Origin of the sequence: Neorhizobium sp. R1-B (assembly GCF_004368875.1) — a bacterium.
GTDB lineage: Bacteria > Pseudomonadota > Alphaproteobacteria > Rhizobiales > Rhizobiaceae > Neorhizobium > Neorhizobium huautlense.
Genome location: NZ_SOEM01000028.1, coordinates 17,280 through 38,786 on the forward strand (window position 1 = coordinate 17,280; position 21,507 = coordinate 38,786).

The window sequence follows — 21,507 nt, forward strand, 5'->3', positions numbered from 1 at the left end:
TCAATCCGCGAAATAATCCCTCACGTCGTAGTCGAAGACTTCCGACATGATGAGAGTGGTTTCCTGCCCGACATCGAGACCTCGCGAGAGATCGGCGGAGGCTTCGCTGTCGAGGGTCATGACCAGAACCGGCAACAGGGTGGCGAAATCTTCAGCACTTATTGCCTTTCGGAGCGGTGGCCATATCCGATACTGCCCGCCGCCAAGCTCTTCGGTGATCATGTATTTCCCGAAGTGAAGCGGAAAAAAGCCGATCTCATCGCCCATTCCAAGGGACAAGCCCCAGTATGTCGACGACAGCGAAATAACCGTCGCATCCATGGCTGCCGAAGCCGTGACTGGAACATTCGGTGGAGAAACGCCCCAGTTCTCGCCATTGGACCATGGCATGCCATTCGACCACGGCATGCCGTTCTGTTCCTGGCTGCTGGTGAAATTGGCACCAGCCTCCTGCAAGGTGAGCCCATCCGGGACAGGCCACGCAACGCGGACAGCATTGGCACCGCCATGCAAGGCGGTGACCAAACCCTCGATCCGGCGATAGAGGCGTCCTTTGGCGGCAGGAAGAACGAACTCATACTTCCAGTAGCCAAAGGCAGACGAAACGGCTTGGTAGCGACCGCCTGTGCTTTCCTGCCGGCCTGTCGCGCCTTTCGCCCTTGGACCGGACAGAGGCCTCCTTGACCGGATGCCAAGACCGTTCGGCCAGTTGAGAAGACGCCCCATTATCCCCTCGTTTTTCGAGTGTTGGAAACCTTCATCCGAGCGTCGACCATCTTCCCGAAGTTTTGGTATTGCTCGTTCACCCGCCGCTCCAAACGGGCCAGTCCCGCCGCATCGGAATTGGGGGCATTGATGACCGGCGCGTAGATCATATTCCCGCCCATCCGCTGACCGGGCTTGGTGACGCTGACGGTCTCGTTCGGAGATGCCTTGAAAGCGACAAGCTGGCTGTCGACGCCACCGGCACCACCCACCTGGAACGAACCGCCATTGGCAAAGCCGAAAAGTCCACTGAGGAGGCCGGTGAAGAGACCGCCGATCCCGCCACCTCCACCGCCAATCTTCGAAAACGCCATGCTGGCAATCTGCTGAAGAACGGTCTTGAGAACATCCGACCATTTCTGCGTTCCCGAGATAGCCCCCCCGATTGCAGAACCGATACTTTGGAAGGAGCCGCTGATATCGTCAGCGACGGCCACGACGCCGCTCTTCACGTCGACGCTGGTCATGCCGTTGTTAAGGCCGGTCATGATGTTGACGCCGATTTCGTGCATGACACGGGAAGGGGAGTGAATTCCTAGGGCGGTTCGAACGCTGGTGCTGATGCTGTCGGCAATGCCAGTAACGCCTGCCTTGACATTCTCCCATCTGGCTTGAATGCCTTGCCATAGGCCTTCGATAATCTGCCCGCCGATTTCCACCATCCGCGCAGGCAGTTCCAGGAAGGCGTTCAGCAGCTCGGCTGCAGCGGCGCGGGCATTGGCCCCGAATTGACGAAGCCGCGTGTCCAGATCGGTGAAAAACTGGACTATGGCCTGTATCTGCTCGCCGAATTGGGTCGCTTCGTTGCGGAAGCGCACGAATTCGTTGATCACGAACTGCAGGCCACTCGCGGTTTGGCCAGCCCACTGGGCAATCGCCGGTGCGTTCTGCACGAGCCAGTCCGTGAATTGCCGCAGATAGGGGAGAAGCTCCTGCGCGACCTTCGCCGCTAGGTTTCCAAACGCCCCCTGCAATCTCGAAATGTTGTCGTTGAACGCTTCAGCATTGGCGCCCATCTCAGCGGTAAAAACCTGTCCGAACTGATCGGCCTCCCCCATAAGCTGCTGGAGTGCCGCTGACCCGCCGTTGAGCAGCGGAATCATGTTTGCGCCGGACCGCCCCATCAGCTCCATTGCAAGCGCCGTCTTTTCCGCGCCGTCCGGCATTGTGGCGAAGCGGTCCGAAATCTCAGTCAGCACCTGGCTGGCGGTTTTTAACGATCCATCGGCATTGGTGGCTGAAACGCCGATGGAAGAGAACGCTTCCGCTGCTGCCTTGGAGCCGTTCTTCGCCTCGTTCATCTGCTTCGAAAGCTTGCCGACAGCCGTCTGAAGCCCCTCGAAGGATACGCCGGACAGATCCGCCGCATATTTGAGGCGCGACAACTCTTCGATCGGAATACCGATCTTTGCCGCCGCCTTCGACATGTCGTCGGCAGCATCGATGGAGCCCTTGACCGCCAAGGCCATTGCGCCGGCCGCTGCGGTTGCTCCAGCAGCAGCCGCGGCCAATCCAGTCTTGGCGAGCGCACCGAACTTGGATAGCCCGCTCTGCGCCTTTTTCAAGCCGTCAGAAAAGGCCGCGCTATCGATACCAAGATTGACGCGAAGAGCGCCGATCACGGAAGATGACATTACCAACGATCCCTATTTTCGGGAGGAAAACCACGCCGAAACGGAGGCGAAGTCACTCTCCCACGAGGAGGATTGGGGTTTCGCCTTGGGCGCCTTGCCTTTCGACAGAAGCTTTTCGAGCTTGGGTAGTTTTTCCTGACGAGCCAGCGCTTCGATATGCCAGGCGAGAACCATGTTCTCGTTGCGCTCTCGCTTTAGTTTCTCGACCGCGCCGTCCAAGATGACGGCGATTTCTTTAAGGGTGAGGCCCCAGAAGTGCGAAGGGTCCTGTCCGCTTTCTACCCATGATTTGAGCAGCTCTAGCGGGCGGAAGCCTTCGCTTTCCGAGGGTTTCCCGAGCCTGCCTTCGCCTCCGGAAATGCGAGGGAGAAGGCCTTGCCGATGGCTTCCATCGTCACGCCAATACCGGCGGCAGTCCCGATCACGCCAGCCCTATTCTCGTCGACGTCCGGATGATGGTCATGCAAGCTGACCATGATCAGCTTCCGGATATCCTTCATGCTGGTTTTCTCTTCATCTTCGAAGAGAGACGAAACCTTCGACGGCGGCATTCCGAAAACATCCTCAAGCTCACAAAGAGCATTGATGGAAAAGGAAATGGTGTAAGCCGTACCCCCGGCCTGGAGCGCCACCGAGCCGCGCTGACTATTCGTCATCGTTACCTCACGAAGCGGCGACGGCAGCCGTCTCGGTCGAATTGACCGACGTGCTGAAATCATCGTTGGAGCCGGTAACCGCCGCGCGGATGTCGTCGCCGACATCATCGGTTACGGGTACGTAGGCGAGGCCGGTGGCGCCGGTTATGTTCGCAAAGGTGCCATTGCCGGCATTGTCTTTCTGCCATTGGATGGCAAACGACTTCGCTCCAGCCCAAACCCCGGGATCGAGCGTCAATGGGGCGCCAACGACTGGCGTACCGGAGATTGCCGGCGCAACGATTGCCCTTGGCGCAGTGGGGTCCGTAAGAATCGGCTGCCCTGAGCGCTTGAACTCCACGGAGGCGGTCATCTTGTCGTCATGCGGGGCGGATGGCTCGTAGTTTTGCCGCGACCCGTACGTCATGAACTGGCAGCCATTCGGGAAGGTGATGCGGATCCACTTCCGCTTTCCTTTTGCGGCGGCAATCAGTCGATCAGAAGCCGATCCGGGAATGTAGTTCATTTCGAACGAAAGCTCTCCGGCGTCAGTGAACCCGTCGAGATACTCCCGGAACTTTCCAGGCGATTGGTAATGCGAGGCGTCGATCTGGTCCGTCGCCTCAGATCCGAGCGACAGATTGTAGACCTCGTCGACGTAGTCGAATACCGTCGGTGTAGCAGCATCGGCCATTTCGAAGGTCGTACCGTATCCGATCGATGCTTGGGTATCAGGCATCTCATTTCTCCGTGTGATGAACAGTGATATCGATGGACGTGCGGAACAGGTTGGTGACGTCCCCCGCGTCCGCGACGGGCAGGCTTCTCTCGCTCTCGATGAAAATGCCGCGGATCTTTCCGCCGCGATAACCAGACAGCAGCGCTTTGACCAAGCGAGCTGTGCCGGTCGCATCGGTGTACTTGTCGGCATAGACATCCATCTGCACGCGGCTGGAAACGTAGCCGGACGCGCCCTGCAGATGGTAGTCTGGCACACCGTCGATCACATTCATCACGATGAATGGCCGCGTCGCTTTCTGCGGCGCTCGGCCCCAATACCGCCGCCCGCTTGCAGCCGGAGCAAGTAAAGCCGTCAAAGCCTCTTCCATCACTGCCCCTTTGCGGCGAGTCGTGCAGCTTTGCGAGCGAGGCGCTGTGCTGCTTTATCGATCTCAGTCCAGGTCTCGGTCTTTATGACCTCAAGGACTTCTTTCTGTTTCCCGTCCCAGGCGGGGCGCGCGAAACTCTGGGGGGCATGGTTGATGTTTCCGAACTCCTGGTTCCAGGCAGCCGGATCTGGTCCCGGCCCGACAAATGCTTCCGCAAAAGCTTTGTCATTCCTCACCGCGCGCCGATGAAGCTTCGCCTGGCGCTGAGAGAGCTTCGTTCCAACGGCGATACTGGATTTCAGGTCATTGCCGCCGGTCTCCGGATCATCGGGAGCGAGGTTGCGCATCTCCTGCGCCAAAGGCTCACCCGCTTTCAGAAGAGTCCGGCGCAAAACCGCCTTAGCGGTCGACTTGGGAAGCTCGCCAAGGGCACGATCAAGCTCCCGCAACCCCTCGACCTTAACCTTCGTCACCAAGGTCTGCATCCCGTATGGCTGTGATCTCAAGAAACATATCGGGGGCCTCTTTGAGGCGTTTGATCTCTTTGATGCTCCAGATTCCATCTTCATGCACAAGGCGATCGGTGAACCTGATTTGATCGGCCTCGATAGAGCGACGAATAGCAAAACGCGCCATCAAGAACGCACCTACCTGCCCAGCCGCTTCCTTTTCGCCGGAGCTGGAATCCTCACGTCGCGCTCTGCATGTGTAAAGGTCGGCCCAGGTTTCCACCTGTTCGTTGAATTCATTTGGCGTGGCAGACGCTCGCTGAATAACGATCTTTGCCTTCAGGCTACCTGCTCCCAATGCCATCACGCCACCGTTGGATCACGGAGGGAATAGAGGAGGGACATCACGGGCGCCGGCAGATATCCAGGAATGAACGCGTTTTCCGGGTTGGCGTCGCGGTTCTTGTATAGATAACCAGTCATGATCATTGTAGCGACCTTGACGATGGGGGGCACCGGAGTCAGCGTCGCTGGATCAACTTTGAGGTAGGATGCGACAGCCTCCGTAGCAGCATCGATCATCGTGCTGATTAGAGCATCGTCATCGTCGAAGTCGACTACAAGCGCAGCCTTGGTCTCGGCCAGGGTTGCAAATGCCATCAGTTCTGCCCCCCCGCTATACCTACGCGGACTGGCTGCGGAGGTTTCAGTTCTTTAACCACCCCATCTTTCCCGTCGCGCCCCTTCTTTGCGCAGAGCGTCCATGACTTAGATCCTTCGCCGGGCTTCTCTGTCGTCTCAGCGTCGCAGTGCCAAAGAGAGCCGCCCCAGGTGACGGTGTCGCCACGATCGTACGCCTGGTCATCCTTGTATACGCCGCGGTAGAGCATGATTGGGAAACCGAGCTCGACCTTGTAATCCAGTGTCTCGCTGGTGAAGGACAGCAGCACTGTTCGGTGATCATCCATGACCTTCGCGTCAAAGTCTTCAAGGCTGAAACCGTCGCGTCCGGGCTTCCCGGGTTCGCCGGCTTTCCCGACGACACAGCCCAGGTTACGGGGCTCACCGTTGGTCATGGTGATGATCAGGTTCCCCTCACGGTCGATGAAGGCGCCCGCCAAGCCAACGCCGTCTTTACCGTGGTCCCCGTCTTTTGCTTTCGGAAGCCCAGCGATGTGCTTTTCGACCTCGGAAGAGATCAGCGGCGCGACGTCTTCGACGGTGACGCTTTTTCCGTCCTGCGGCGGTTGTATTGCCGATAGAAATTCACTTACCTGCCGTTCGAGCGTGGGCAGAACATCATCAATCGAGACGGATAGCCCATCTTTTCCTGGAAGCCCAGGGAGCGGAGGCTCCATCTGGTCTATTGCCGCCTTCACCGCCTTGATCTCCTCAGCAATGATCCCGCGGATCTCTGATATGTCCGCATACTTGCCGTCACGCGGCGCCGGCAGGTGGTCGATGCGCTTTTCAACCGCCGCGATTCGATCGATCATCGGCGCGATTGCCAATTGAGTGAACTCGCGAATGACCGGCGCAAGCTCCGCCATCATCGCCTTGATCTCGCGATTGTTCATACTACCGTCCCGTTGAATTTTTAGGCCGCGAGGCCGAGTTCCTTACGCAGCGTCGCACGCATGAACAGGGCCTTATCGGCCTCGACTGCCTCCGGTTCACTCTCATCGACGTTTGGCGACGCCTTTGGAAGGGTCCCAAAAGGATCATCTTGAGCGTCGCGTTTTGCCAGCGCCTCAAGGCTGAAATTCTGCTGCTGCAGCATCGGGCTATCACCGCCGGCAACCGGCTTCAAATCCAGCCGCTTGCGTTGTTCGTTCGGGGCCATGATGCCCTTCGACTTGTCCAGCATGTCCATTTGCGTAACGCTGTCCATGCGCAGAAGATTGTCGGTGTCGAACTCTGTCCCGATCGTCTCGCCAGTGCCGAGCCCCTCGTCCAGGCAGAGCTCAATGGATTCGAGTAGTACCTGCAGACACTGCGAATAATATTCGACGTTGAGGCTCTGGACGTTGTTGTTCGTCGGCATAGGACCGAGGCCGATCTTGTAAGGCGGAACATGGTAGGTCGAGCAGACGACCTCGCCCGACCATTTCAACTGCTCTATCAGCTGTGAGTCCGTCGCCTTCGCCTTCATCCCCTCATATTTCAGGCCGTCGCCGAGAACAGCAACCTTGCCGGAGTTCTTGCCGGAGAAGTTCGTATCCCAATGCGCCTTCAACCGGGCGGCCGTTTCGTCTGAAATAGCGCCCGGGGCGGTCAGGATGCCGCCAGGCTGGGCGCCGTTCTGGAAAAACAGGGCGCTGTCGTTCTGGATCGCAAGGCCCTGCATTGCAGCAAGGCCACCGGCGAAGATCGGCGACAGGCCGACCAGCGGATGAAAGAAGCAATTGAACCGGTCGTGGATGATCTCGCGGGCCGGCACGATCACGCTCTGCTCAAGCGAGGCGAGCCGGTCCTTACTCAGTTGGTAGAAGACGCTGCCATCGTCCGACACGAGCGGCGTCACATTTTGCCAGTCGAGCACGTAAAGGCGCCTAACGACGCCGCCGCCGTCTCGCTGCTTCAGGATGACAGTATTACCTTGCTGGAGCTTCGACAGCACCCAGTTTTCCATGAACTGGATACGGTTTTGGAAGTGGTTTGGCTTCCGAAGCACCGGGGAATAGGCCGAATTGCTCGTCTCGCTCCATATGCCATCGCCATCTTTCGCCACCAACTTAATTCGAAGCTTAGCGATGTCCGACGCGATGAGAGTGCGGCATGCGAAATCGGCGTGGTTCGACAGGACGGAATCAAACTTGACCTCGACGTTCTGCTGCCATGCTCCCGTAAAGGATTCCTTGATCATCGGCCACCACCCACCTCGGTTATCCGGGCGCTGGTATCCGGCAGCTTTCGCACGGGTGATGTTCAGACCAAGAAATCTCATCAGAGACGGACCTTCTTTCGGCGTTCAAGTTCCAGTTCGATCGAGGTTTTGGCGTCGTCCTTCGTTTTGATTGACTCATTGCTGAAAGAAATGGCGAGCGCTTTAAGGGCAGGCCATGGAAGGTCTCGCCATCCTTCTGGAATAGGATTGGCGTCGGCGCCTTGCTCCGTCGCCAGAGCTGTAACGTCGTAGCCGAGCTTTCCGAATATGCGGGCATACCGAGGATCGCGCGCTTTAAGTGCACGGTTCAAGTAGGATTGATGCTTCATAGCCGCCTCCAGAGTGAGGGCCGGCCGCTTGTTGCGGCCGGCGCGTTGACTTAAGGCTGGCCGTAAGCAGCACTGTCGATGTACTGAACGGCGCCCGGACGGCGCTTTGTCCAGTTGATGAAGCGTTCGGCGCGGATACCAACGAGGTTCATCTGCCACAGGCTAACCATGACAGTGTTCGCAACTGGCGGGTTGGTCGGAGCACTGTCCATCTGGAGAGATGCTTGGTTGCTTGCGTCGAGCAGGGTTTCGCCGTCGTCGGCAAGCATGATCTCTGATGCCTTGGCAAGAATGATGCGCGCGCCTGCGCCAACAATCGGGTCGCCCGCCCCGGGATTTGCCGGGATATTCTCCGACAGAACTACCGGAAGACCGAAGAACTTCCCGCCGCTATCACCGTTGATCTGGATGTCCGGGAATTCGCGCTGACCCAGGGGGTTGAGCATGAGGGCCAGCGCCAGCGCCTGCATCTCGGTCATGATAAAAACCGCGCCCGCAAGCGAAAGATTGGCAGTGACGAACTTCCCCATCAACTCCTGAACGTCTGCGCGGACAGCATCGGCATCGGTGCCGCTGGCGACCACCGGCGTCACGCCGTTGGTGATCGAGGCGGGCTTGACGTTCGCGGTACCGGCATTCGCCGGATCAACGAAGTCGCGGTCCATCGTCTGGACGATCGTGTCGATGAGGTCCTGCCGAACGATCTGCTCCGCCGACGGATTGGAGAAGCGGACGAGCTCGTCCGTCATGACGACGATACCCGCGAGCTTGGTCACGCCCAGGCTGATCTGATCAAACGCGAGCGCCGATACAGGCTTGGGAGCGCCTTCTCCGACCCACGAAGCGGACGATCCTCCCGTCTGACGAGGCACTTTGATATTGAAAGGAACGTTTCGCAGGCCGGGAATGCGACCGATAATCGTCTGCGGACGGAGGAGTTCGGCGAACTCAGAAGCCATGTTCTGATATTCAACCAGCGGCTTTGCCCATGCGGCATCGGTGGTGGTACCCGCCGCGACAGCAGCTTTGAGCACCGCCGATACTTCCGGTGTCTGGTCGTCCCAGCGCTTCGAGATCTCCGCCGCCTGCATCAGGTTCCCCTTCGAGGCCATGAGTGCCATGGCATACCGGGTGAACGCGGTTCCCTTTGCGACGTTTGGCTTAACCTGCACCGGAGCGCCGGTCCGTGCAGCAGCACCGTCAGCCGCAGACTTGATCTGATTGGCGACGACCGGCTTCGCGGAAGCGGCCTGAGCCTTTTCTAGCGAACGGAAACGCTTCAAGTCGGCGTCGATCTGTTCGACCTCCCCTGCAAGTGTGTCGAACTCTTCCTGTTCGCTCGCCTCAGTGGACCGTCCTTCATCGACGGACTTGGTCATGATTTCCTCCATGCGAGCGGCATGAGCGGCTCGCTTGGCTTCAAGAGCAGTGATCTGCTCGGCAATCGTCTTCATCTCAATGCCCTCCTTGGGGCGCAGGTTGACGGGGTTGTGGGATTTTCCCGAAGCGCCGGGAGAGGACTTCGCGGATTGCTCGATGGCGCCGGTCGCGGCGGGAGCGTTCGTGTCGAAGGACCTGATAAGCGCGACACCGGCCGCGTCCATATTTTTGATACTCGTCATCACCGCTTCCGGCTGGGCCGGGATGGTGACAGCGGAAAGCTCGTAGACTTCGGATTCCGTGAACTTGATGCCGCCGTTTTCCATGAAGCTGTATTCGACAGCTCGGAAGCCGATCGAGACGGCGCGGACCAGGCCGAGCTTGATCGACTGCCAGGCCTCGTCGATGCGATCCTTGAGGGTGCCAGGTTCGTCCATCACCGGGAGCTCGGCTTCGAACGTGATGCCGTCCTTGGTCGGTGGGTCGAACTTCACGGTGCCGATCGGCTTGCGGGCGTCATGCTGCCAGAGGAACGGCATCGGATTATTGAATTTCACGCCAAGGGGTTCGACGATGTCGCCGACGCGGTCAACGGCCGGCGTCGTGGCAATGCCGCGGATAATCCGCTTCTCCTCGTTCACGGTCTTTATCGTCAGGAACGAGTATGCGCGGCGCGTCACGGTCATGACGTCCTCCATTCATCAAAGGGTTTCGTGTGGATCAGCCGACGACGAGCATTTGATAGCTCGGCTCTTTTTTGACTTCCGGGTTGCGGCTCATCAGGGTGACCGCATTGAACATCGCCATGGCGGGGTCAATTTTGGCATCGCCCGCTGTCTGCTTCGTCGCGCGAATAGCCGTAGCGGTCGGCTCAATCTTCAGATTCGAGACGCACCATTCCATTAGGCCTCCACCGGAATGCCTGAGAAGTCCGCTTTTTAGCCGCCTCTCTGCTGTCTTGATGGCGTTCATCATGCCGATGCCTTGCGGGGCACCAACTAGCAAACCGTTTTCGATCGTCACGTCGATGCCACTGAGGACGTCAATGAGATCGCCGAGGCCCGCCGGGTCAACCGAAACCCCGGCTAGCTTGCCAGCCCGCTTGATCTGATCGACACGCTCGACAATTTCGCCCATGTCGGACAAACCGTCCGCGACGATCGTGAGCGTCTTTTCGGCTTTTAGCTCAAGAAGCTTTGGTGCAATCTTCTTTCGAATGCGCAACACGCCCTCGTCGCAATAGGCATGTGACCAGGACAGCCATCTCTTCATGGAAACTGTCTTTCGAACGCCGTCGACCTCGATCTGTACCTCAATATCCCGAGGCTCACGGCCGAGAACCGAAAATCCGAAGAGGTCATCGAGGCCGCCGCCATCGATCCCGACAACCAGGCACTCGCACCGGCGGATCAACTCCCCGAAGGCATCCAGATGAGGCAGCTCGGCAAGCGCCTTATCAGTTCCGCCGATCCATAAAGGCGCTCCGACCCATCGGTTCGCCCTGTTTCGCATCCCGATCTCGACATTGAGGTGCTTGGCAAGGAATGACTGGATCGTGTCACCTTCCTCGTCGTCACCGGCCTGGACTTTAGCAAGCTTGCGTTCAAGCCAATCCTGGCGGACCGACCTGTTCATGTTCGGATTGGTGACGTAGAAATTTGTCGGATCGAGGTAGGCCTTTTCCTCAATCATTTCATCCGGGAACTCATACAGGACCGGCAGGCTGCGTGGGTCGTCGATTTTTCCGTCCCGCACATCGCGGAAGTAGTTCAGTTTCTCCTTGAACACCCCCGTTGGCGGCTCATCAGACTGGGTCGTAAGGTAAATCACGAACCCCTCGGGTCGAGAGATAAGGCCCCCAGTCGCTTCCTGCAGCATCGAGCCGGCGCCCGCCTGCTTTCCGAACAGCCATAACTCCTCGATCAGTACAAAAGCAGCCTTTTTCCCGGACGATGTTTTTGAGTCGGCCGAAATGATCTTGAGAACAGCTTTCGTTCGTAGATGCGTGATCCTTTTGAGGTTACGGTTGACGTCGAGGAATTCCCGCAATTCCGGATCTGCATCGACCATATCGGCTGCCGGAACAAACGAATTGGCGGCGATTTCCTGTGTCGGCGCCAGGATAAGTAGCTCAGCCGAATGGCGCCAGTTGCGGATCAGCGCCGTAAGCATGATACCGGCAGCCAGAGTACTCTTGATGTTCTTTTTCGAAATGAGGAGAAAGAACTCTTCGATCAGGCGCTGGCCGGTCTTCGCATCATATGCCCCGAAAATGGCGCGAACGAAATCGAAGACATATTCTTCGCAGGCTTCTCCAAAGGTCGGCTGTCCTGCGACATCAACGATCTTTAGAGATTTAAAGACCTCAAGAGCGGCTTCCGCTTCGTCTGGAAAGAGCGGTTCGAACGGAATCAACGATCGACGGTTGACGATCCTCTCTTCCCAGTCGAGGCATGCCGTGGACCATTGCATCAACGGTTATCGACGACGAGCTTCGGGGCCGATGGAGGAGCGTACTTGCCGGATACCTTCTGCGCAGCCAGCTGTCTCTCCTCCTTTTTCCCGAGCTTTTTCGCCTTCTCCTGTTTCGGCTTCTCGCGGCCCTTGAACCTCGCCTCTGCATTTTCGGAGCCAACTTTATCGAGGGTGGCGAGTGCGGCATTGAGTGCCGAGGCATTACCCGCTAAGCCCTGCTTGATCTGGCTGACCCGAAGTCTCGTTTTCAATCGATCGAGCATCAGGTCCCGCTGCTTGATCAAATGCAAATAATGTTTGCGAAAAGTGGGGACCGACAGGCCAAGGCGTTTCGCGACCTCGGCATTCGTCATGCCAGATCCCAGTAAGACCATGACGAATATGATGTTTTCTTCCGTTGGCTCATGCTCCGGCCGGCCACGTTTGGCGTCTGCCGTCAGGAGTGGGTTGCCGAAGAGGTCTAAATCTTGATCCATGGAAAAAAATCGTGTGCGTGAGAAGGGCGCGGGTCTAGGGGGTAGGGCCTTGCAGACTTTTGACCCGCCCCCCCGCTGCAGGTCACCAGCCTTGCCGGCGCTCCTCGCGTTGCTTCAGCCGGTCATGGCAGTCCTTGCAAAGGCACTGCAGGTTTTGATCATCCCAGAACAACCGCTGATCACCACGATGCGCGATCTTATGGTCAGCAACCAGCTTCGATGTGTCAGCCTCGACGCGGCCACATCCCTTCATCTTGCAAGTGAAGAGATCGCGAACAAGAACGGACCAGCGCAGCTTTTGCCACCGTGCCGTCTTATACCAGCTGCGCCATTCGACGTTCTGATCACGATCGCGCAGGCGCTGCTTCTCATCACCAGGCAAACGACCAATGCGAGGTGCAAGTGTGGAGAGCTTCGGCTTGAGCGTGGTGAGGCGAGAGCGTCCCATATCCTTAGATGTGCGAAAGGCGACCCGAAGGTCGCCTTGCTCATATCCGTCCGCATCACATAGCTGTAGCACTGGCCCTGAATCGGTGCCTCGCTGAGGCTGTTAGGGCTGGGGCTGACCGGCGTACCGACCTCGGGATTTCTCCCCGCTGTTTAGGCGTTTTCAGAGGCTCACTTCAGGATCATCAGCTCATCCATTGACACGATCACTCTCACAACTTTTCGAGAAGCGCAAGAGGGATCAAAATTGGCCTTAGGACGCCAAACATTGGAAACTCAACCACAGCATCTCCTTTCCCATCATCGCGACACGAGACAATGACGGCCTTGAAATGAGCAAACGGACCTTCTGTGATTTTAACCTTGTCGCCCTGTCTAAACACCGTTACCGGCTTCTCCCAATCATATCGGCCTTCGTCTGCGTTTTCGTTGAAAAGCTTGACTTTTTCCGCATCAGAAAGGATGGGGGAAATCCATCCACCGAGCACGTCACGGACGTGGTCAAAGCTTCTCAGACCTGCCAACGCTCGGTCAGAAACTAAGCATCGAACAAGCACGTAACCTACCATAACCGGGATTAAGGTAGGGGGTATGATCCTATGCCTACGACGCAATTCCGGGCCTCGACGCATCGGCACAAGGCACTCGATACGAGCTTCCTCCAGAGCATTTTTCACAGCCTTTTCTCTCCCACTGTCGACGCGAAGCACCATCCAAGGAGAATCACCCGTAACAGGGCATGATGCAGCGGTGCGATGCGCCATCGCGATTCGCTTCATCCTGTCCTTAAAGCGCTCGCCAGCGTTGACGCCGATCGGTGTCCCAAAGATGTCCTTATGCTGCATCGTCATTGTCCGCCTCGCTGATCGCCGAAAGGAATTTCAAGAGCGCTTCCTCGGCAGCCTCACCAGGGCTGTCTGCTCCGTCAGGAGCTGCGGGAAGCCAAACATATTCGGGAGGGTGTTCGATGAAGGGCCAGCCACGCCGCTCGTGCAGATCGGCCCATGCCGCAAACAGCTCGCTGTCGCGATGCACCTGCCGGAAATCGGCAACGTATGGCAGCAGCACGAGCGAGGTCACGAACGGCTCCTTCCGCCGCGCGAGATCGCGCATGGTGGTCACCAGCGGCCACCCGTGCTCCATGCGCTTGTGGTGCAGCAATGCTTCCCGGCTCACCTCGCCATCCCGGATGCACTTCTCGTCGAAGGTGGTCAGCACGATCCGGCCTTTCGGCTCCTGCGAAAGCGCGCGCAGCCTCGTACCCATCCAGAGCTTGCCGCAAACCTTGGCAATGCCGCGCGCCGGAGCAGTGACGATCTCTTCGGGAACGTCGCGCCAATGGCGATTTTTGAGATAGACCGCCGCCGCCATCAGGTCGGAAGGCTTGGCCCACCGGAGATAGGCTGGCGTACGCTCGATGCATTCGGTTCGTTCTTCATCCGAAAGCGCGAACCATGCGTTTCTGGCGAAATCCACATCGCCCTTCTTCCAGCTGGCGAACCACAGCGTGAAGTCACGCTCCATCTTTTTCCGATCAGCCCGTCTCAAAACTCCCTCTTCCGCGCCAGCGGTTGGAGAGTTAGCTGGAATGTTAGCTGGAAGAATCTTATCTTGGTGGAGCTCCTCCACCACCTTCATGGAACCATTTCCACCACCTTCGGGAACCATTTCCACCACCTTCGTTTCGGAAGGTGGTGGAACAGCTCCACCTTCCGAAACGAAGGTGGTGGCTTGTTCCCCGGTCAGGTCGCGTCCAGGCCATCTGGCGACATATTCGTTGCGCTTCCATTTCTGGCCGCGAAAACCGTGCTGCGTGACCTCGATCCAGCCCTTTTCCTCGGCGATTTCGAGGTGCTTGAGCACGGTCTTCTTGTCGAGGCCCGTCAGATCAACAAGCTCGGAAACCGGCGGGTAACATGATCCGCCGGTTGCATCCATTTTCAGGCCAAGCGTATGCAGCACCAGCCGCGTGATCGGCGGCAGGCCGGACTTTCCCACCGCATGACGCCATGACCATGCGCGGGATGTGGCGTAATGATCCGGCTCGTTCACGCCGCCTCCCTCTGCACCACGAGGTGCCTGCAGTTGGCCGCGACGATCGCCGCATAGGGATTTGGAGAAACGGAATTGCCGACGCAGGATACCTGCACCGACTTCGCGAACGGCACCCATACCGGCTCGCCGCCGCCCGCGGGTTCAGCCCATCCGCCGTCAATGACGTAGTCCGGCGGGAAGCCTTGCGCGTTATAGAGTTCGCGCGGCGTCAGCATGCGCATGCCGATATCGACGATGACGAATGCTTCGCCGCCAATGTCGAGCGTCACGACCTCGCGTTCGTCCCAGAAGCCGTGGGAGCGTAGGAAGTCTGCCACCGTGCGAGCTCTGGACATCTGGTCAGACGTGAACGGTGGCACGTCGAGCGATGCCTCGACATGCCCGTGCCTGTCCTTCGTCGTGATGGTGCGGGTAGGCTGGTCTTCTTCGCCGCCGTCGCCGGTCCCATAATAGGCTTGCAGGTATGGCGCGACGAGGAGCGATTTCCGGCCACCATCCGCCGTTATGGTTGCCGATGGTTCGTCGACGGCGTGTCCGGTGGAGGTTCCGAACTGCCGCGAGATGAACGCGCTGATAACGCCCTGCTGCGATCCTGAGGCGGTTACGGTAGAGACTGGCTCGTCCGGCGACCGGCCCGGATTGACACCACCCTCCCGCCTGCTGTCCTTGTTGTGCTGCGCCACGAACGCCACCGCGGCGCATACGTCCGCTTTGGCCGTGATGGTTGCCATCGGCTCATCGCCGCCGCGCGGCCGGCTCTGTCCAGCTCTGCCGCCGCATCCGACCAGCGTTGGGATGATGACCGAGTTCTGGTCCTTCTTGCTTGCGGTGATCGTATGGTGGGGCTGCTCGACACTGCGGACCGCCCCGCCCTGCTGCGCATGGGTAAGGACCGGCGTGAGCAGACCGATCGGCGCTGCGCCTCCCGGTTTCTTGATGAAACTGTTCGCGGTGATCGTAGAGATCGGCTCGCGAAGATCCTGGCCGGTCGCGCCTGTGTTAAATCTCGTAATCGTCGTCGCCACTAGCGCGTGACCTATCCCGCCGGCAGTGACCACGCCGTAAGGATCATCGATAGGATACTCCCGCCTTCCGCCGCTGTCGCCGTGGTTGATGCTGACGAGGAATGGCTTCTCCGCATCCAGCACATAGCGTTTCATGCCGCGCGCCACGCGGGCCATTGTATTGTCGGCGAGCGGGCGGATGGCACGGAGCCCGTGCTTCGCCATGATCTCCTCACTGGTGTCGAAGATCGACGGGCAAGGGAGCGACCAGTCGATGATCTCGGCGGCAGTTCTCCATGGCAGCTTGCGGCCGGCGATCACGTCGGGATCGTCAGGTGCTCCATGCGTCGGCTTAGGCCATGCGATCTTTTTGCCATCAAAGCGGATCACCATGAACAGCCGCTTGCGGATCGTCGGAGCGCCGTAGTCGCAGGCGCGCAGCTCCCGATATTCGATCTTTCCGCCAAGCCTGCGCAGCATCCGGCACCACTTCCGGAAGTTCTCGCCGCGCCGTTCGGGATCGGGCATCATGCCCCGATCGGTGGCGATTAGAGGCCCGTAGTCCTTGAATTCCTCGACGTTCTCCATGGTGATGACATCGATCTTGCCGCCGCTCTTCTGTATCCGCTCCACCCATCCCGGAATAATCCAGCAAAGATCGCGTATGTTGCGCTCGACAGGCTTGCCGCCCTTAGCCTTGGAAAAATGCTTGCAGTCGGGCGAAAAGTGCATGAGACCGATATGACGACCGGCGAGATAGTCCAGCGGATCGACCTTCCAGACGTTCTCCGAAAGATGCATCGTCTGCGGATGGTTCGCCGCATGAAGCGCCAGCGCCGCCGCGTTGTGGTTGATGGCGATATCGGGCGAACGACCAAGCGCCATCTCGATACCGGTAGAGGCGCCACCACCACCCGCGAAGCTGTCCACGATCATCGGCGGAATCGTGCCGTAATCCCTCAGCACATCCGCCGTTGTCGCGTCCCCGAAGAGCGTCGAATGCATGTTCATGTCGCACATCCCCCATTTTGACCGGCTCAGGTTCGGCGATGCGATGAAGCCGCCCGTTGGCGGTGGCAAAGGCCATGAAATGCATCAGGTATCCGGTCTCGCGCCGGTCTTCGCCGAGCACGGATAAAATGGTTTCGAGGTAGGAAAGCCCGTCGCGGAACCCGTTCGCCTGCAGCCAGCGGCGAATGAAATGCTGGTCCGCGTACAGTGTGGAAAGCGGGCTCTGAAGCAGCCAGCGCGCCATGTCCTGGCGCGTCGCGCAATCGGAAATATCGAAGGGAAGCTCCGTCATTCTGCGGCCTCGCAAGTGGGCCGCTCGCCCGCTTCGAAACCCCAAAAATGCCATTTGCCGTTCAGCCGAACATCGCCAGTTACAAGGCTCTCTCGGCGCTGGAATAGCTCCAGCTTACGCATCTGCGGAAACAGCCGTTCGATCTCTTGGGCAAAAAATACTGGTTTGCGGCTGTGCGCGCCCTTCTTTTCGCGGTACAGGCTGCGTGGCTGCGTGCCGGGAAGAAGCCCAGGGAAATTCCCGCGCTTGCCAATCAGAATGTGTTCGGTCTGGTCGCGAAGCCAGCGACCCATACCCATGTCTTCCTTGTCCCACGTCCAGATGGTGACGTATTCAAACCCCCAATCACGCAGAACACCGATGCCGTCATCGATGCGATTACTCGTGGCCCAGAGAAAAATAATCGCATCCGGCGTGAAGGGAGTTTTGACGCCGGCGCAAAGCGCCTTAATGTCTTCGAGCGGCATGGATGGGTAAAGCAGGCCCTTGTCTTGCCCAGTCTCATCGCTCCACGCCTCCTGCTCCCATGGTGGGTCTGCGTAACCGACTGGGAAGGCCGCACGCGGCATTTCCCCTGCTATAAGCTTCCCGCGCTCGGCAGTAAGGTTGATCATGCTCGTTCGGACAGCACGCTTATCGGCCATTCGCTCGGTGCGGATTTCCTTCGCTCGTTGGAGGATCTGTTTTTTCTCGGCACGAAGAGCATCCTCTTGCGCCTGGCGCTCCAGGTAACTTAACTCTGCTCCTGCACTCACCGAGATTTTGCCGCTGTCGATGGCCCGGATTAGGTTTTCGGACCCGTGCTCTCGAATGCGCTTTGCCGACACGACAGCGCGTTCCGAGATCGACAACCTTCGAGCGGCTTCCCGGGTCGGCAAATTTGCCGACCCGGATGTGACTTGATTAATGCCCCTCTCCCAATCCACGATCTTCGCGGCGACCATGGCGCGCTGGCTTTCCGTCAGATGGCGGCGCCTCAGATTGAGCGAGAGTACGAAACCAAGTGGGTCGTCGCCCTGATATTCGCAGTAACGAGGCACTATACCTGCCCGATGGCAGGCCTCCTCGCGGTTCCGGCCGTCGATGATGCGTCCCTGAAAAATCCAAACCGGGTTTTCTTGACCGCGAGCGGCAATATCTTCCGCTAGCTCGTTCAGCTCGCCGTCGCTTAGCATCGGAAACAGGTCAGCTAGCACGTGGTGCGGATAGCGCCCGTTCGGTGGCTGCATAGTTGACTGCGCCGGATCTGCAGAAACTGGAACGTGACCATGCATCTTCCGGCCCTTCGGCGTGAAGGTGAACCGGTTACCGTCCTTCGGGTCGCGATCAAGGATGCCCTTTATGTTGAGCCGCATGGCAACCTTGGTCATGGGTTGCGATGGGCTCTGGTAGAAACCGTCCCGCCGGACGGCCTCCAGGATCTCGCGAGCACGATCACCCGCCAACTGGTGCGCGCTGTTCGTCATAGCGCCTTCCTCCGGTTCAGGCGCTCGATTGAGCGGGCGACGGTCTCGGCGCGACGGCCTTTCCTCAGCCGGTCTGAGATTTCGCGGGGATCATAGGGAAAACTCGCAGCGGCTATGGCGCGCCGGAGGCGATCGGGAAGATCGTCATAGGCCCGCATGACTTCGATGCGGTCGGATATCGCGAGGATATTCATGAGAACACCGCCCGGTCGCGCCAGCACTGGCTGTCGCCTTCCTCGATCAGCCTGCAAACATCCGCTTCGGGGATGCCGAGCCGTGCAGCGATGCAGAAAGTGGAAAGCTCGCTTGAATGCCACAGTTCCAGCACGCGGGCGAAACGGGACTGTTTGACCAGTAGCGCCTGCCACTTTGATGGGGGGGCGGTCGCGAGAGGATTGAAACCCATAAGTCAGGCTCCTCCCGACGCGCTGTCGCGGATCTGCTGCAGCAGACGGATCGCCTCGTCGCATTCCTTGACGATCGACTTGTTGTCGGCCGCATCCAGCTTGCCGTCCTGCAAGGCCTCGTGGATCGCCCGGACCACGTCCATCACCTCAAGCGACACGAGCGTGCCACTTTCTCGGGTGATCGCCCGGCGCTCCCGGCCTTCGCCCGCCACCAGGCGGTAACCGAGCAGATGCGCCATGGCAGACAGGATGACCGGGCTCTGCGCCTTTCGATCGGCCTCGATCGCAACGTCGACGGGGATCAGCGCTTCGCGGTTTTCCTCGTTGAAGGAGGCATATTTCGAAAGCGTCGAGACGGTGACGCGAGTCATCAGCGGGAAGTTATTCACCCCGCCGCCGAGCCTGTAGCTGGAATCAGTCGCACCCTTCAGGCTGCGGATTTCTTCTTCGGAAATAGTGCGCACGAAATCACCCCTGATTGCGGTCAAGGAAAGTTTTGTCGGAAAGGATTCGATGAAGCGGCGGCGGGGTCCGCCTAGGGTCCGCCTGTCAGATCAAGGGGGACCGCATGGATAGGCAGAATAGGGACAAGAAAACGGAGCCGGGGCGCGTCGTGCCATCGCAGCCCCGGCTCCAGTTGCCGCGCGGCGCGACGGGCGCTGCGCGGGGTTCGGCCATGGCAAGGGAGGAGATGCCACCGCCGGGGGAACATCGTGAAGGAGGCGCGTCATTCGGCGGCCTCCGGCATGGGTCCGTAAAGGTCTGGTCGAAGCTTATGTCTCGAAATGCAAGTGTGGCGTTCGATCGCCAGCACTCTTCCTGGGGGGATAGATTTCCATTGGGATATTGCGGAGGGGTCTATGTCCAACTCTGCAGCAAGCAGAACTCGACGCCCTCTCTCTTCGTCCAGCCATTTAAGCAAATCGTCCATGGCGGGAAATTAGTGTCACTAAAAATTTTAGTCAAGCTAAGTTTTAGTGAGGTTGGATGGTGCAGCGTCGTGAAAGTTAGGAATGTGCGCGCATGACGAAAGATACCGCGCTCGCGATCCCGCTCTTCATCAAGGAGCGCCGCAAAAAGTTGAACATGAGTCAAGAGACGCTTGCCGAACGTGTTGGAGTATCTCCGGCAACGATAAGCAATCTCGAAACAGGGCGAAACGGATTTTCGGACAAAACCCTTGCTGCAGTGGCGGATGCGCTCAAATGTCGGCCAGTGGACCTACTGCTACCACTCGGAGATCAAACCAGGGTCAGCGGAGAAGTTGCGGTTAAAGAGCTGCTCAGCAGGATAGAAGGGCTGCCGCCTACGGCGATTAATCCAATATGGAAGCTTATTTCGGGCTACATTGAAGACGCCGAGTAATATGGACAAAGCCTTCCTCGTGGTCGATTTGGACGCGCCAATCGCCGCCATGTAGCACAGCCATCGCTATCGAGATCTCGGCGGTCTTGCGTTTGATCACCGCCTCCATCTCATTCTCTGTCACCCCGCTCGTGCCATACAACAGATCCGCAACAATTTCTTCTTTACGGTTGCGGTACTTTGGCTGGATGCGGTGAATGATGGCCATATAAGACCTCCCGGTTAACGCAGGTTACCAGAGGCTTACATGACTCAAAATATCGAACATTACAAGAACAAATGACTCTGCATACCTCCCGGCGTGACAGTCCGCCCGCAGTACGCGGAAATTCATATTTTTAGCTGCACTAAAATTTCACGCTTGACGTGAACTTTAGTGTGACTTAAGTTTTTCTCCATCGGACCTGATAGTTGGTCCGACATACCCCAACCCCGCACGAGAGGGACCGGCGCAGGTCGCATCCTGCGCCGGTCCGGCGGGAAAGATGGAGAGAGATATGCAGACGCAACCCTACAATCCCGTCAGCCTTCGTGATGTCGCCTTCGAGATGGCATCTATCCAGCGTGATCGCGGCTACAGCCTGACGCGCGAAGACTTCCGCAAGGAAGGCTTTACCGACGAGCAGATCACCAGATACGGCCAGGACGCTGGCGTCCTGTTCGCCCGCATGGAGCGCGGCCTCGCTGCCTGATCCGCTTCGGTGCCCGCACTGCGGCGGTGCGGCATCCGAAACGGATCTTTCGAGGAGTTGCCTGCCATGATCCAGATTACCCCGATGACGCCGGATGTCCCACGCAAGGATCTCGGCACGTTCAGGAAGCAGCTTACCGAGGCTCGCGGACCGGTTTTCGACGCGATGACCGGGCTTCTGCTGTTTTTCGTGACGGGCTTTTCGCTCGGCCTGATGTTGGGTGCGCTCTGATGGGACGGCTGATCAGGCTGCCGGTCCGGCCGGCCCTTCGCGTCGTCGAGGCGCTTCCGCCGTCGACATCGGCCCATCTTCAGCGGGAAGTTCAGGAGGTGCAAATCAGCCTTCGGCGGGCCTTGCGGCACTTCGGTGCGGATGACGCCGCTTCCATATCGGAACTGAGCGCCGAACGTGGAACGGAGGAATTGGAGACCGCGCTCTTCTACGCGCTGAACTTGCGTGGCTGCCTGAATGCCGACATGGAACTACGGCGCGCGCTTCTGGCGCGCATCGAAAAGCGGGAGGCGGCCCGTGGTTAAGTTCCTGCTGCACAGCTCGCGTCCTGCGGCTGGCGCTCCCGCCCCCGCGCGTGAAGCGCCGAAAACTCCCATGTTCCAGTTTCGGCTGCATTG

General features: G+C 58.7%; 29 protein-coding genes. 4 read left to right on the forward strand and 25 right to left on the reverse strand.

The features are described 5' to 3' along the window. From EDE05_RS23910 to EDE05_RS24025, 24 genes are all read right to left on the reverse strand, one after another. The gene (locus EDE05_RS23910) at positions 1–726 is read right to left on the reverse strand and encodes a hypothetical protein (protein WP_134103015.1); all 726 of its coding nucleotides are present in this window, start codon (positions 724–726) and stop codon (positions 1–3) included. Beyond that, positions 726–2,399 carry a phage tail tape measure protein gene (locus EDE05_RS23915; protein WP_134103018.1) on the reverse strand — a complete coding sequence of 558 codons (1,674 nt, stop codon included), beginning with the start codon at positions 2,397–2,399 and terminating at the stop codon, positions 726–728. Before EDE05_RS23915 ends, EDE05_RS23910 begins: the two co-directional genes overlap by 1 nt. A 12-nt stretch (positions 2,400–2,411) precedes the next feature. Beyond that, a complete protein-coding gene (locus EDE05_RS23920) occupies positions 2,412–2,618 on the reverse strand; it encodes a hypothetical protein (protein WP_134103021.1) in 207 nt (68 codons plus the stop codon). An 80-nt stretch (positions 2,619–2,698) separates the two neighbouring features. Beyond that, positions 2,699–3,055 carry a hypothetical protein gene (locus EDE05_RS23925; protein WP_134103024.1) on the reverse strand — a complete coding sequence of 119 codons (357 nt, stop codon included), beginning with the start codon at positions 3,053–3,055 and terminating at the stop codon, positions 2,699–2,701. Positions 3,056–3,062: 7 nt separating this feature from the next. Continuing rightward, positions 3,063–3,773, reverse strand: coding sequence for a phage tail tube protein (locus tag EDE05_RS23930; RefSeq protein ID WP_134103027.1), 711 nt, complete (start codon positions 3,771–3,773; stop codon positions 3,063–3,065). A gap of 1 nt (position 3,774) precedes the next feature. Beyond that, a complete protein-coding gene (locus EDE05_RS23935) occupies positions 3,775–4,143 on the reverse strand; it encodes a DUF3168 domain-containing protein (protein ID WP_134103030.1) in 369 nt (122 codons plus the stop codon). Then, on the reverse strand, positions 4,143–4,616 hold the full coding sequence (locus EDE05_RS23940; protein ID WP_245519957.1) for an HK97 gp10 family phage protein: 474 nt from the start codon (positions 4,614–4,616) through the stop codon (positions 4,143–4,145). The genes EDE05_RS23935 and EDE05_RS23940 overlap by 1 nt, the downstream gene beginning before the upstream one ends. After that, entirely contained in the window at positions 4,603–4,956 is a 354-nt protein-coding gene (locus tag EDE05_RS23945) for a head-tail adaptor protein (protein WP_134103035.1), read from the reverse strand. The genes EDE05_RS23940 and EDE05_RS23945 overlap by 14 nt, the downstream gene beginning before the upstream one ends. Next, positions 4,956–5,252: a head-tail connector protein gene (locus tag EDE05_RS23950; protein ID WP_134103037.1), complete on the reverse strand. Its 297-nt coding sequence runs from the start codon at positions 5,250–5,252 to the stop codon at positions 4,956–4,958. Before EDE05_RS23950 ends, EDE05_RS23945 begins: the two co-directional genes overlap by 1 nt. Next, positions 5,252–6,169, reverse strand: coding sequence for a hypothetical protein (locus EDE05_RS23955; RefSeq protein WP_134103040.1), 918 nt, complete (start codon positions 6,167–6,169; stop codon positions 5,252–5,254). Before EDE05_RS23955 ends, EDE05_RS23950 begins: the two co-directional genes overlap by 1 nt. Before the next feature lie 20 nt (positions 6,170–6,189). Beyond that, complete coding sequence (locus EDE05_RS23960; protein ID WP_348631529.1) at positions 6,190–7,458, reverse strand: phage portal protein; 1,269 nt, start codon at positions 7,456–7,458, stop codon at positions 6,190–6,192. Between the two features lie 80 nt (positions 7,459–7,538). Then, entirely contained in the window at positions 7,539–7,808 is a 270-nt protein-coding gene (locus EDE05_RS23965) for a hypothetical protein (RefSeq protein ID WP_134103046.1), read from the reverse strand. A 50-nt stretch (positions 7,809–7,858) separates the two neighbouring features. Beyond that, entirely contained in the window at positions 7,859–9,874 is a 2,016-nt protein-coding gene (locus EDE05_RS23970; protein WP_134103049.1) for a phage major capsid protein, read from the reverse strand. A gap of 34 nt (positions 9,875–9,908) precedes the next feature. After that, positions 9,909–11,660: a terminase large subunit gene (locus tag EDE05_RS23975; protein ID WP_134103051.1), complete on the reverse strand. Its 1,752-nt coding sequence runs from the start codon at positions 11,658–11,660 to the stop codon at positions 9,909–9,911. Next, positions 11,660–12,139: a hypothetical protein gene (locus EDE05_RS23980; protein ID WP_112803087.1), complete on the reverse strand. Its 480-nt coding sequence runs from the start codon at positions 12,137–12,139 to the stop codon at positions 11,660–11,662. The genes EDE05_RS23975 and EDE05_RS23980 overlap by 1 nt, the downstream gene beginning before the upstream one ends. Positions 12,140–12,221: 82 nt before the next feature. After that, on the reverse strand, positions 12,222–12,587 hold the full coding sequence (locus tag EDE05_RS23985; RefSeq protein WP_134103054.1) for an HNH endonuclease signature motif containing protein: 366 nt from the start codon (positions 12,585–12,587) through the stop codon (positions 12,222–12,224). Between the two features lie 211 nt (positions 12,588–12,798). Further along, entirely contained in the window at positions 12,799–13,437 is a 639-nt protein-coding gene (locus EDE05_RS23990) for a transcription termination/antitermination NusG family protein (protein ID WP_134103056.1), read from the reverse strand. Next, a complete protein-coding gene (locus EDE05_RS23995) occupies positions 13,421–14,638 on the reverse strand; it encodes a helix-turn-helix domain-containing protein (RefSeq protein WP_166675498.1) in 1,218 nt (405 codons plus the stop codon). Before EDE05_RS23995 ends, EDE05_RS23990 begins: the two co-directional genes overlap by 17 nt. Further along, a complete protein-coding gene (locus EDE05_RS24000) occupies positions 14,635–16,581 on the reverse strand; it encodes a DNA cytosine methyltransferase (RefSeq protein ID WP_245519958.1) in 1,947 nt (648 codons plus the stop codon). The genes EDE05_RS23995 and EDE05_RS24000 overlap by 4 nt, the downstream gene beginning before the upstream one ends. 363 nt (positions 16,582–16,944) lie before the next feature. Beyond that, on the reverse strand, positions 16,945–18,414 hold the full coding sequence (locus EDE05_RS24005; RefSeq protein WP_134103061.1) for an MT-A70 family methyltransferase: 1,470 nt from the start codon (positions 18,412–18,414) through the stop codon (positions 16,945–16,947). Then, on the reverse strand, positions 18,411–18,608 hold the full coding sequence (locus tag EDE05_RS24010) for a DUF6525 family protein (protein ID WP_134103064.1): 198 nt from the start codon (positions 18,606–18,608) through the stop codon (positions 18,411–18,413). Before EDE05_RS24010 ends, EDE05_RS24005 begins: the two co-directional genes overlap by 4 nt. Continuing rightward, a complete protein-coding gene (locus EDE05_RS24015) occupies positions 18,605–18,820 on the reverse strand; it encodes a hypothetical protein (RefSeq protein WP_134103067.1) in 216 nt (71 codons plus the stop codon). Before EDE05_RS24015 ends, EDE05_RS24010 begins: the two co-directional genes overlap by 4 nt. A gap of 3 nt (positions 18,821–18,823) precedes the next feature. Further along, positions 18,824–19,285 (reverse strand): phage regulatory CII family protein, encoded by a 462-nt coding sequence (locus EDE05_RS24020; protein WP_134103070.1) that lies wholly within the window; start codon positions 19,283–19,285, stop codon positions 18,824–18,826. Between the two features lie 263 nt (positions 19,286–19,548). Then, on the reverse strand, positions 19,549–19,752 hold the full coding sequence (locus tag EDE05_RS24025) for a YdaS family helix-turn-helix protein (RefSeq protein WP_134103072.1): 204 nt from the start codon (positions 19,750–19,752) through the stop codon (positions 19,549–19,551). Positions 19,753–19,844: 92 nt separating this feature from the next. Between EDE05_RS24025 and EDE05_RS24030 the strand changes: the two genes are divergently transcribed. Next, on the forward strand, positions 19,845–20,186 hold the full coding sequence (locus EDE05_RS24030; RefSeq protein ID WP_134103075.1) for a helix-turn-helix transcriptional regulator: 342 nt from the start codon (positions 19,845–19,847) through the stop codon (positions 20,184–20,186). Here the strand turns inward: EDE05_RS24030 and EDE05_RS24035 are convergent. Beyond that, positions 20,155–20,394 carry a hypothetical protein gene (locus EDE05_RS24035; RefSeq protein WP_134103078.1) on the reverse strand — a complete coding sequence of 80 codons (240 nt, stop codon included), beginning with the start codon at positions 20,392–20,394 and terminating at the stop codon, positions 20,155–20,157. The two genes, EDE05_RS24030 and EDE05_RS24035, sit on opposite strands and share 32 nt — an antisense overlap. Positions 20,395–20,683: 289 nt before the next feature. Here EDE05_RS24035 and EDE05_RS24040 point away from each other — a divergent pair, with 289 nt between their 5' ends. From EDE05_RS24040 to EDE05_RS24045, 3 genes are all read left to right on the forward strand, one after another. Continuing rightward, positions 20,684–20,878, forward strand: a complete 195-nt coding sequence (locus EDE05_RS24040; RefSeq protein ID WP_134103082.1) for a hypothetical protein — start codon at positions 20,684–20,686, stop codon at positions 20,876–20,878. 66 nt (positions 20,879–20,944) lie between these two features. Next, on the forward strand, positions 20,945–21,109 hold the full coding sequence (locus EDE05_RS26985) for a hypothetical protein (RefSeq protein WP_162712545.1): 165 nt from the start codon (positions 20,945–20,947) through the stop codon (positions 21,107–21,109). Beyond that, a complete protein-coding gene (locus tag EDE05_RS24045; protein WP_134103085.1) occupies positions 21,109–21,414 on the forward strand; it encodes a hypothetical protein in 306 nt (101 codons plus the stop codon). Before EDE05_RS26985 ends, EDE05_RS24045 begins: the two co-directional genes overlap by 1 nt. Positions 21,415–21,507: the final 93 nt, after the last annotated feature.

Excerpts from the sequence above, each read along its gene's own strand:
- EDE05_RS23955 (WP_134103040.1), bottom strand. The coding sequence starts at position 6,169 with ATGAACAATCGCGAGATCAAGGCGATGATGGCGGAGCTTGCGCCGGTC.
- EDE05_RS23965 (WP_134103046.1), bottom strand. The coding sequence starts at position 7,808 with ATGAAGCATCAATCCTACTTGAACCGTGCACTTAAAGCGCGCGATCCT.
- EDE05_RS26985 (WP_162712545.1), top strand. The coding sequence starts at position 20,945 with ATGATCCAGATTACCCCGATGACGCCGGATGTCCCACGCAAGGATCTC.
- EDE05_RS23935 (WP_134103030.1), bottom strand. The coding sequence starts at position 4,143 with ATGGAAGAGGCTTTGACGGCTTTACTTGCTCCGGCTGCAAGCGGGCGG.
- EDE05_RS23910 (WP_134103015.1), bottom strand. The coding sequence starts at position 726 with ATGGGGCGTCTTCTCAACTGGCCGAACGGTCTTGGCATCCGGTCAAGG.
- EDE05_RS24040 (WP_134103082.1), top strand. The coding sequence starts at position 20,684 with ATGCAGACGCAACCCTACAATCCCGTCAGCCTTCGTGATGTCGCCTTC.
- EDE05_RS24045 (WP_134103085.1), top strand. The coding sequence starts at position 21,109 with ATGGGACGGCTGATCAGGCTGCCGGTCCGGCCGGCCCTTCGCGTCGTC.
- EDE05_RS23975 (WP_134103051.1), bottom strand. The coding sequence starts at position 11,660 with ATGCAATGGTCCACGGCATGCCTCGACTGGGAAGAGAGGATCGTCAAC.
- EDE05_RS23985 (WP_134103054.1), bottom strand. The coding sequence starts at position 12,587 with ATGGGACGCTCTCGCCTCACCACGCTCAAGCCGAAGCTCTCCACACTT.
- EDE05_RS24025 (WP_134103072.1), bottom strand. The coding sequence starts at position 19,752 with ATGGACGATTTGCTTAAATGGCTGGACGAAGAGAGAGGGCGTCGAGTT.
- EDE05_RS24030 (WP_134103075.1), top strand. The coding sequence starts at position 19,845 with ATGACGAAAGATACCGCGCTCGCGATCCCGCTCTTCATCAAGGAGCGC.
- EDE05_RS24015 (WP_134103067.1), bottom strand. The coding sequence starts at position 18,820 with ATGGGTTTCAATCCTCTCGCGACCGCCCCCCCATCAAAGTGGCAGGCG.
- EDE05_RS24035 (WP_134103078.1), bottom strand. The coding sequence starts at position 20,394 with ATGGCCATCATTCACCGCATCCAGCCAAAGTACCGCAACCGTAAAGAA.
- EDE05_RS23970 (WP_134103049.1), bottom strand. The coding sequence starts at position 9,874 with ATGACCGTGACGCGCCGCGCATACTCGTTCCTGACGATAAAGACCGTG.
- EDE05_RS23960 (WP_348631529.1), bottom strand. The coding sequence starts at position 7,458 with ATGATCAAGGAATCCTTTACGGGAGCATGGCAGCAGAACGTCGAGGTC.
- EDE05_RS23945 (WP_134103035.1), bottom strand. The coding sequence starts at position 4,956 with ATGGCATTGGGAGCAGGTAGCCTGAAGGCAAAGATCGTTATTCAGCGA.
- EDE05_RS23950 (WP_134103037.1), bottom strand. The coding sequence starts at position 5,252 with ATGGCATTTGCAACCCTGGCCGAGACCAAGGCTGCGCTTGTAGTCGAC.
- EDE05_RS24000 (WP_245519958.1), bottom strand. The coding sequence starts at position 16,581 with ATGATCGTGGACAGCTTCGCGGGTGGTGGTGGCGCCTCTACCGGTATC.
- EDE05_RS23930 (WP_134103027.1), bottom strand. The coding sequence starts at position 3,773 with ATGCCTGATACCCAAGCATCGATCGGATACGGTACGACCTTCGAAATG.
- EDE05_RS24010 (WP_134103064.1), bottom strand. The coding sequence starts at position 18,608 with ATGAATATCCTCGCGATATCCGACCGCATCGAAGTCATGCGGGCCTAT.
- EDE05_RS23925 (WP_134103024.1), bottom strand. The coding sequence starts at position 3,055 with ATGACGAATAGTCAGCGCGGCTCGGTGGCGCTCCAGGCCGGGGGTACG.
- EDE05_RS23990 (WP_134103056.1), bottom strand. The coding sequence starts at position 13,437 with ATGACGATGCAGCATAAGGACATCTTTGGGACACCGATCGGCGTCAAC.
- EDE05_RS23915 (WP_134103018.1), bottom strand. The coding sequence starts at position 2,399 with ATGTCATCTTCCGTGATCGGCGCTCTTCGCGTCAATCTTGGTATCGAT.
- EDE05_RS23980 (WP_112803087.1), bottom strand. The coding sequence starts at position 12,139 with ATGGATCAAGATTTAGACCTCTTCGGCAACCCACTCCTGACGGCAGAC.
- EDE05_RS24005 (WP_134103061.1), bottom strand. The coding sequence starts at position 18,414 with ATGACGAACAGCGCGCACCAGTTGGCGGGTGATCGTGCTCGCGAGATC.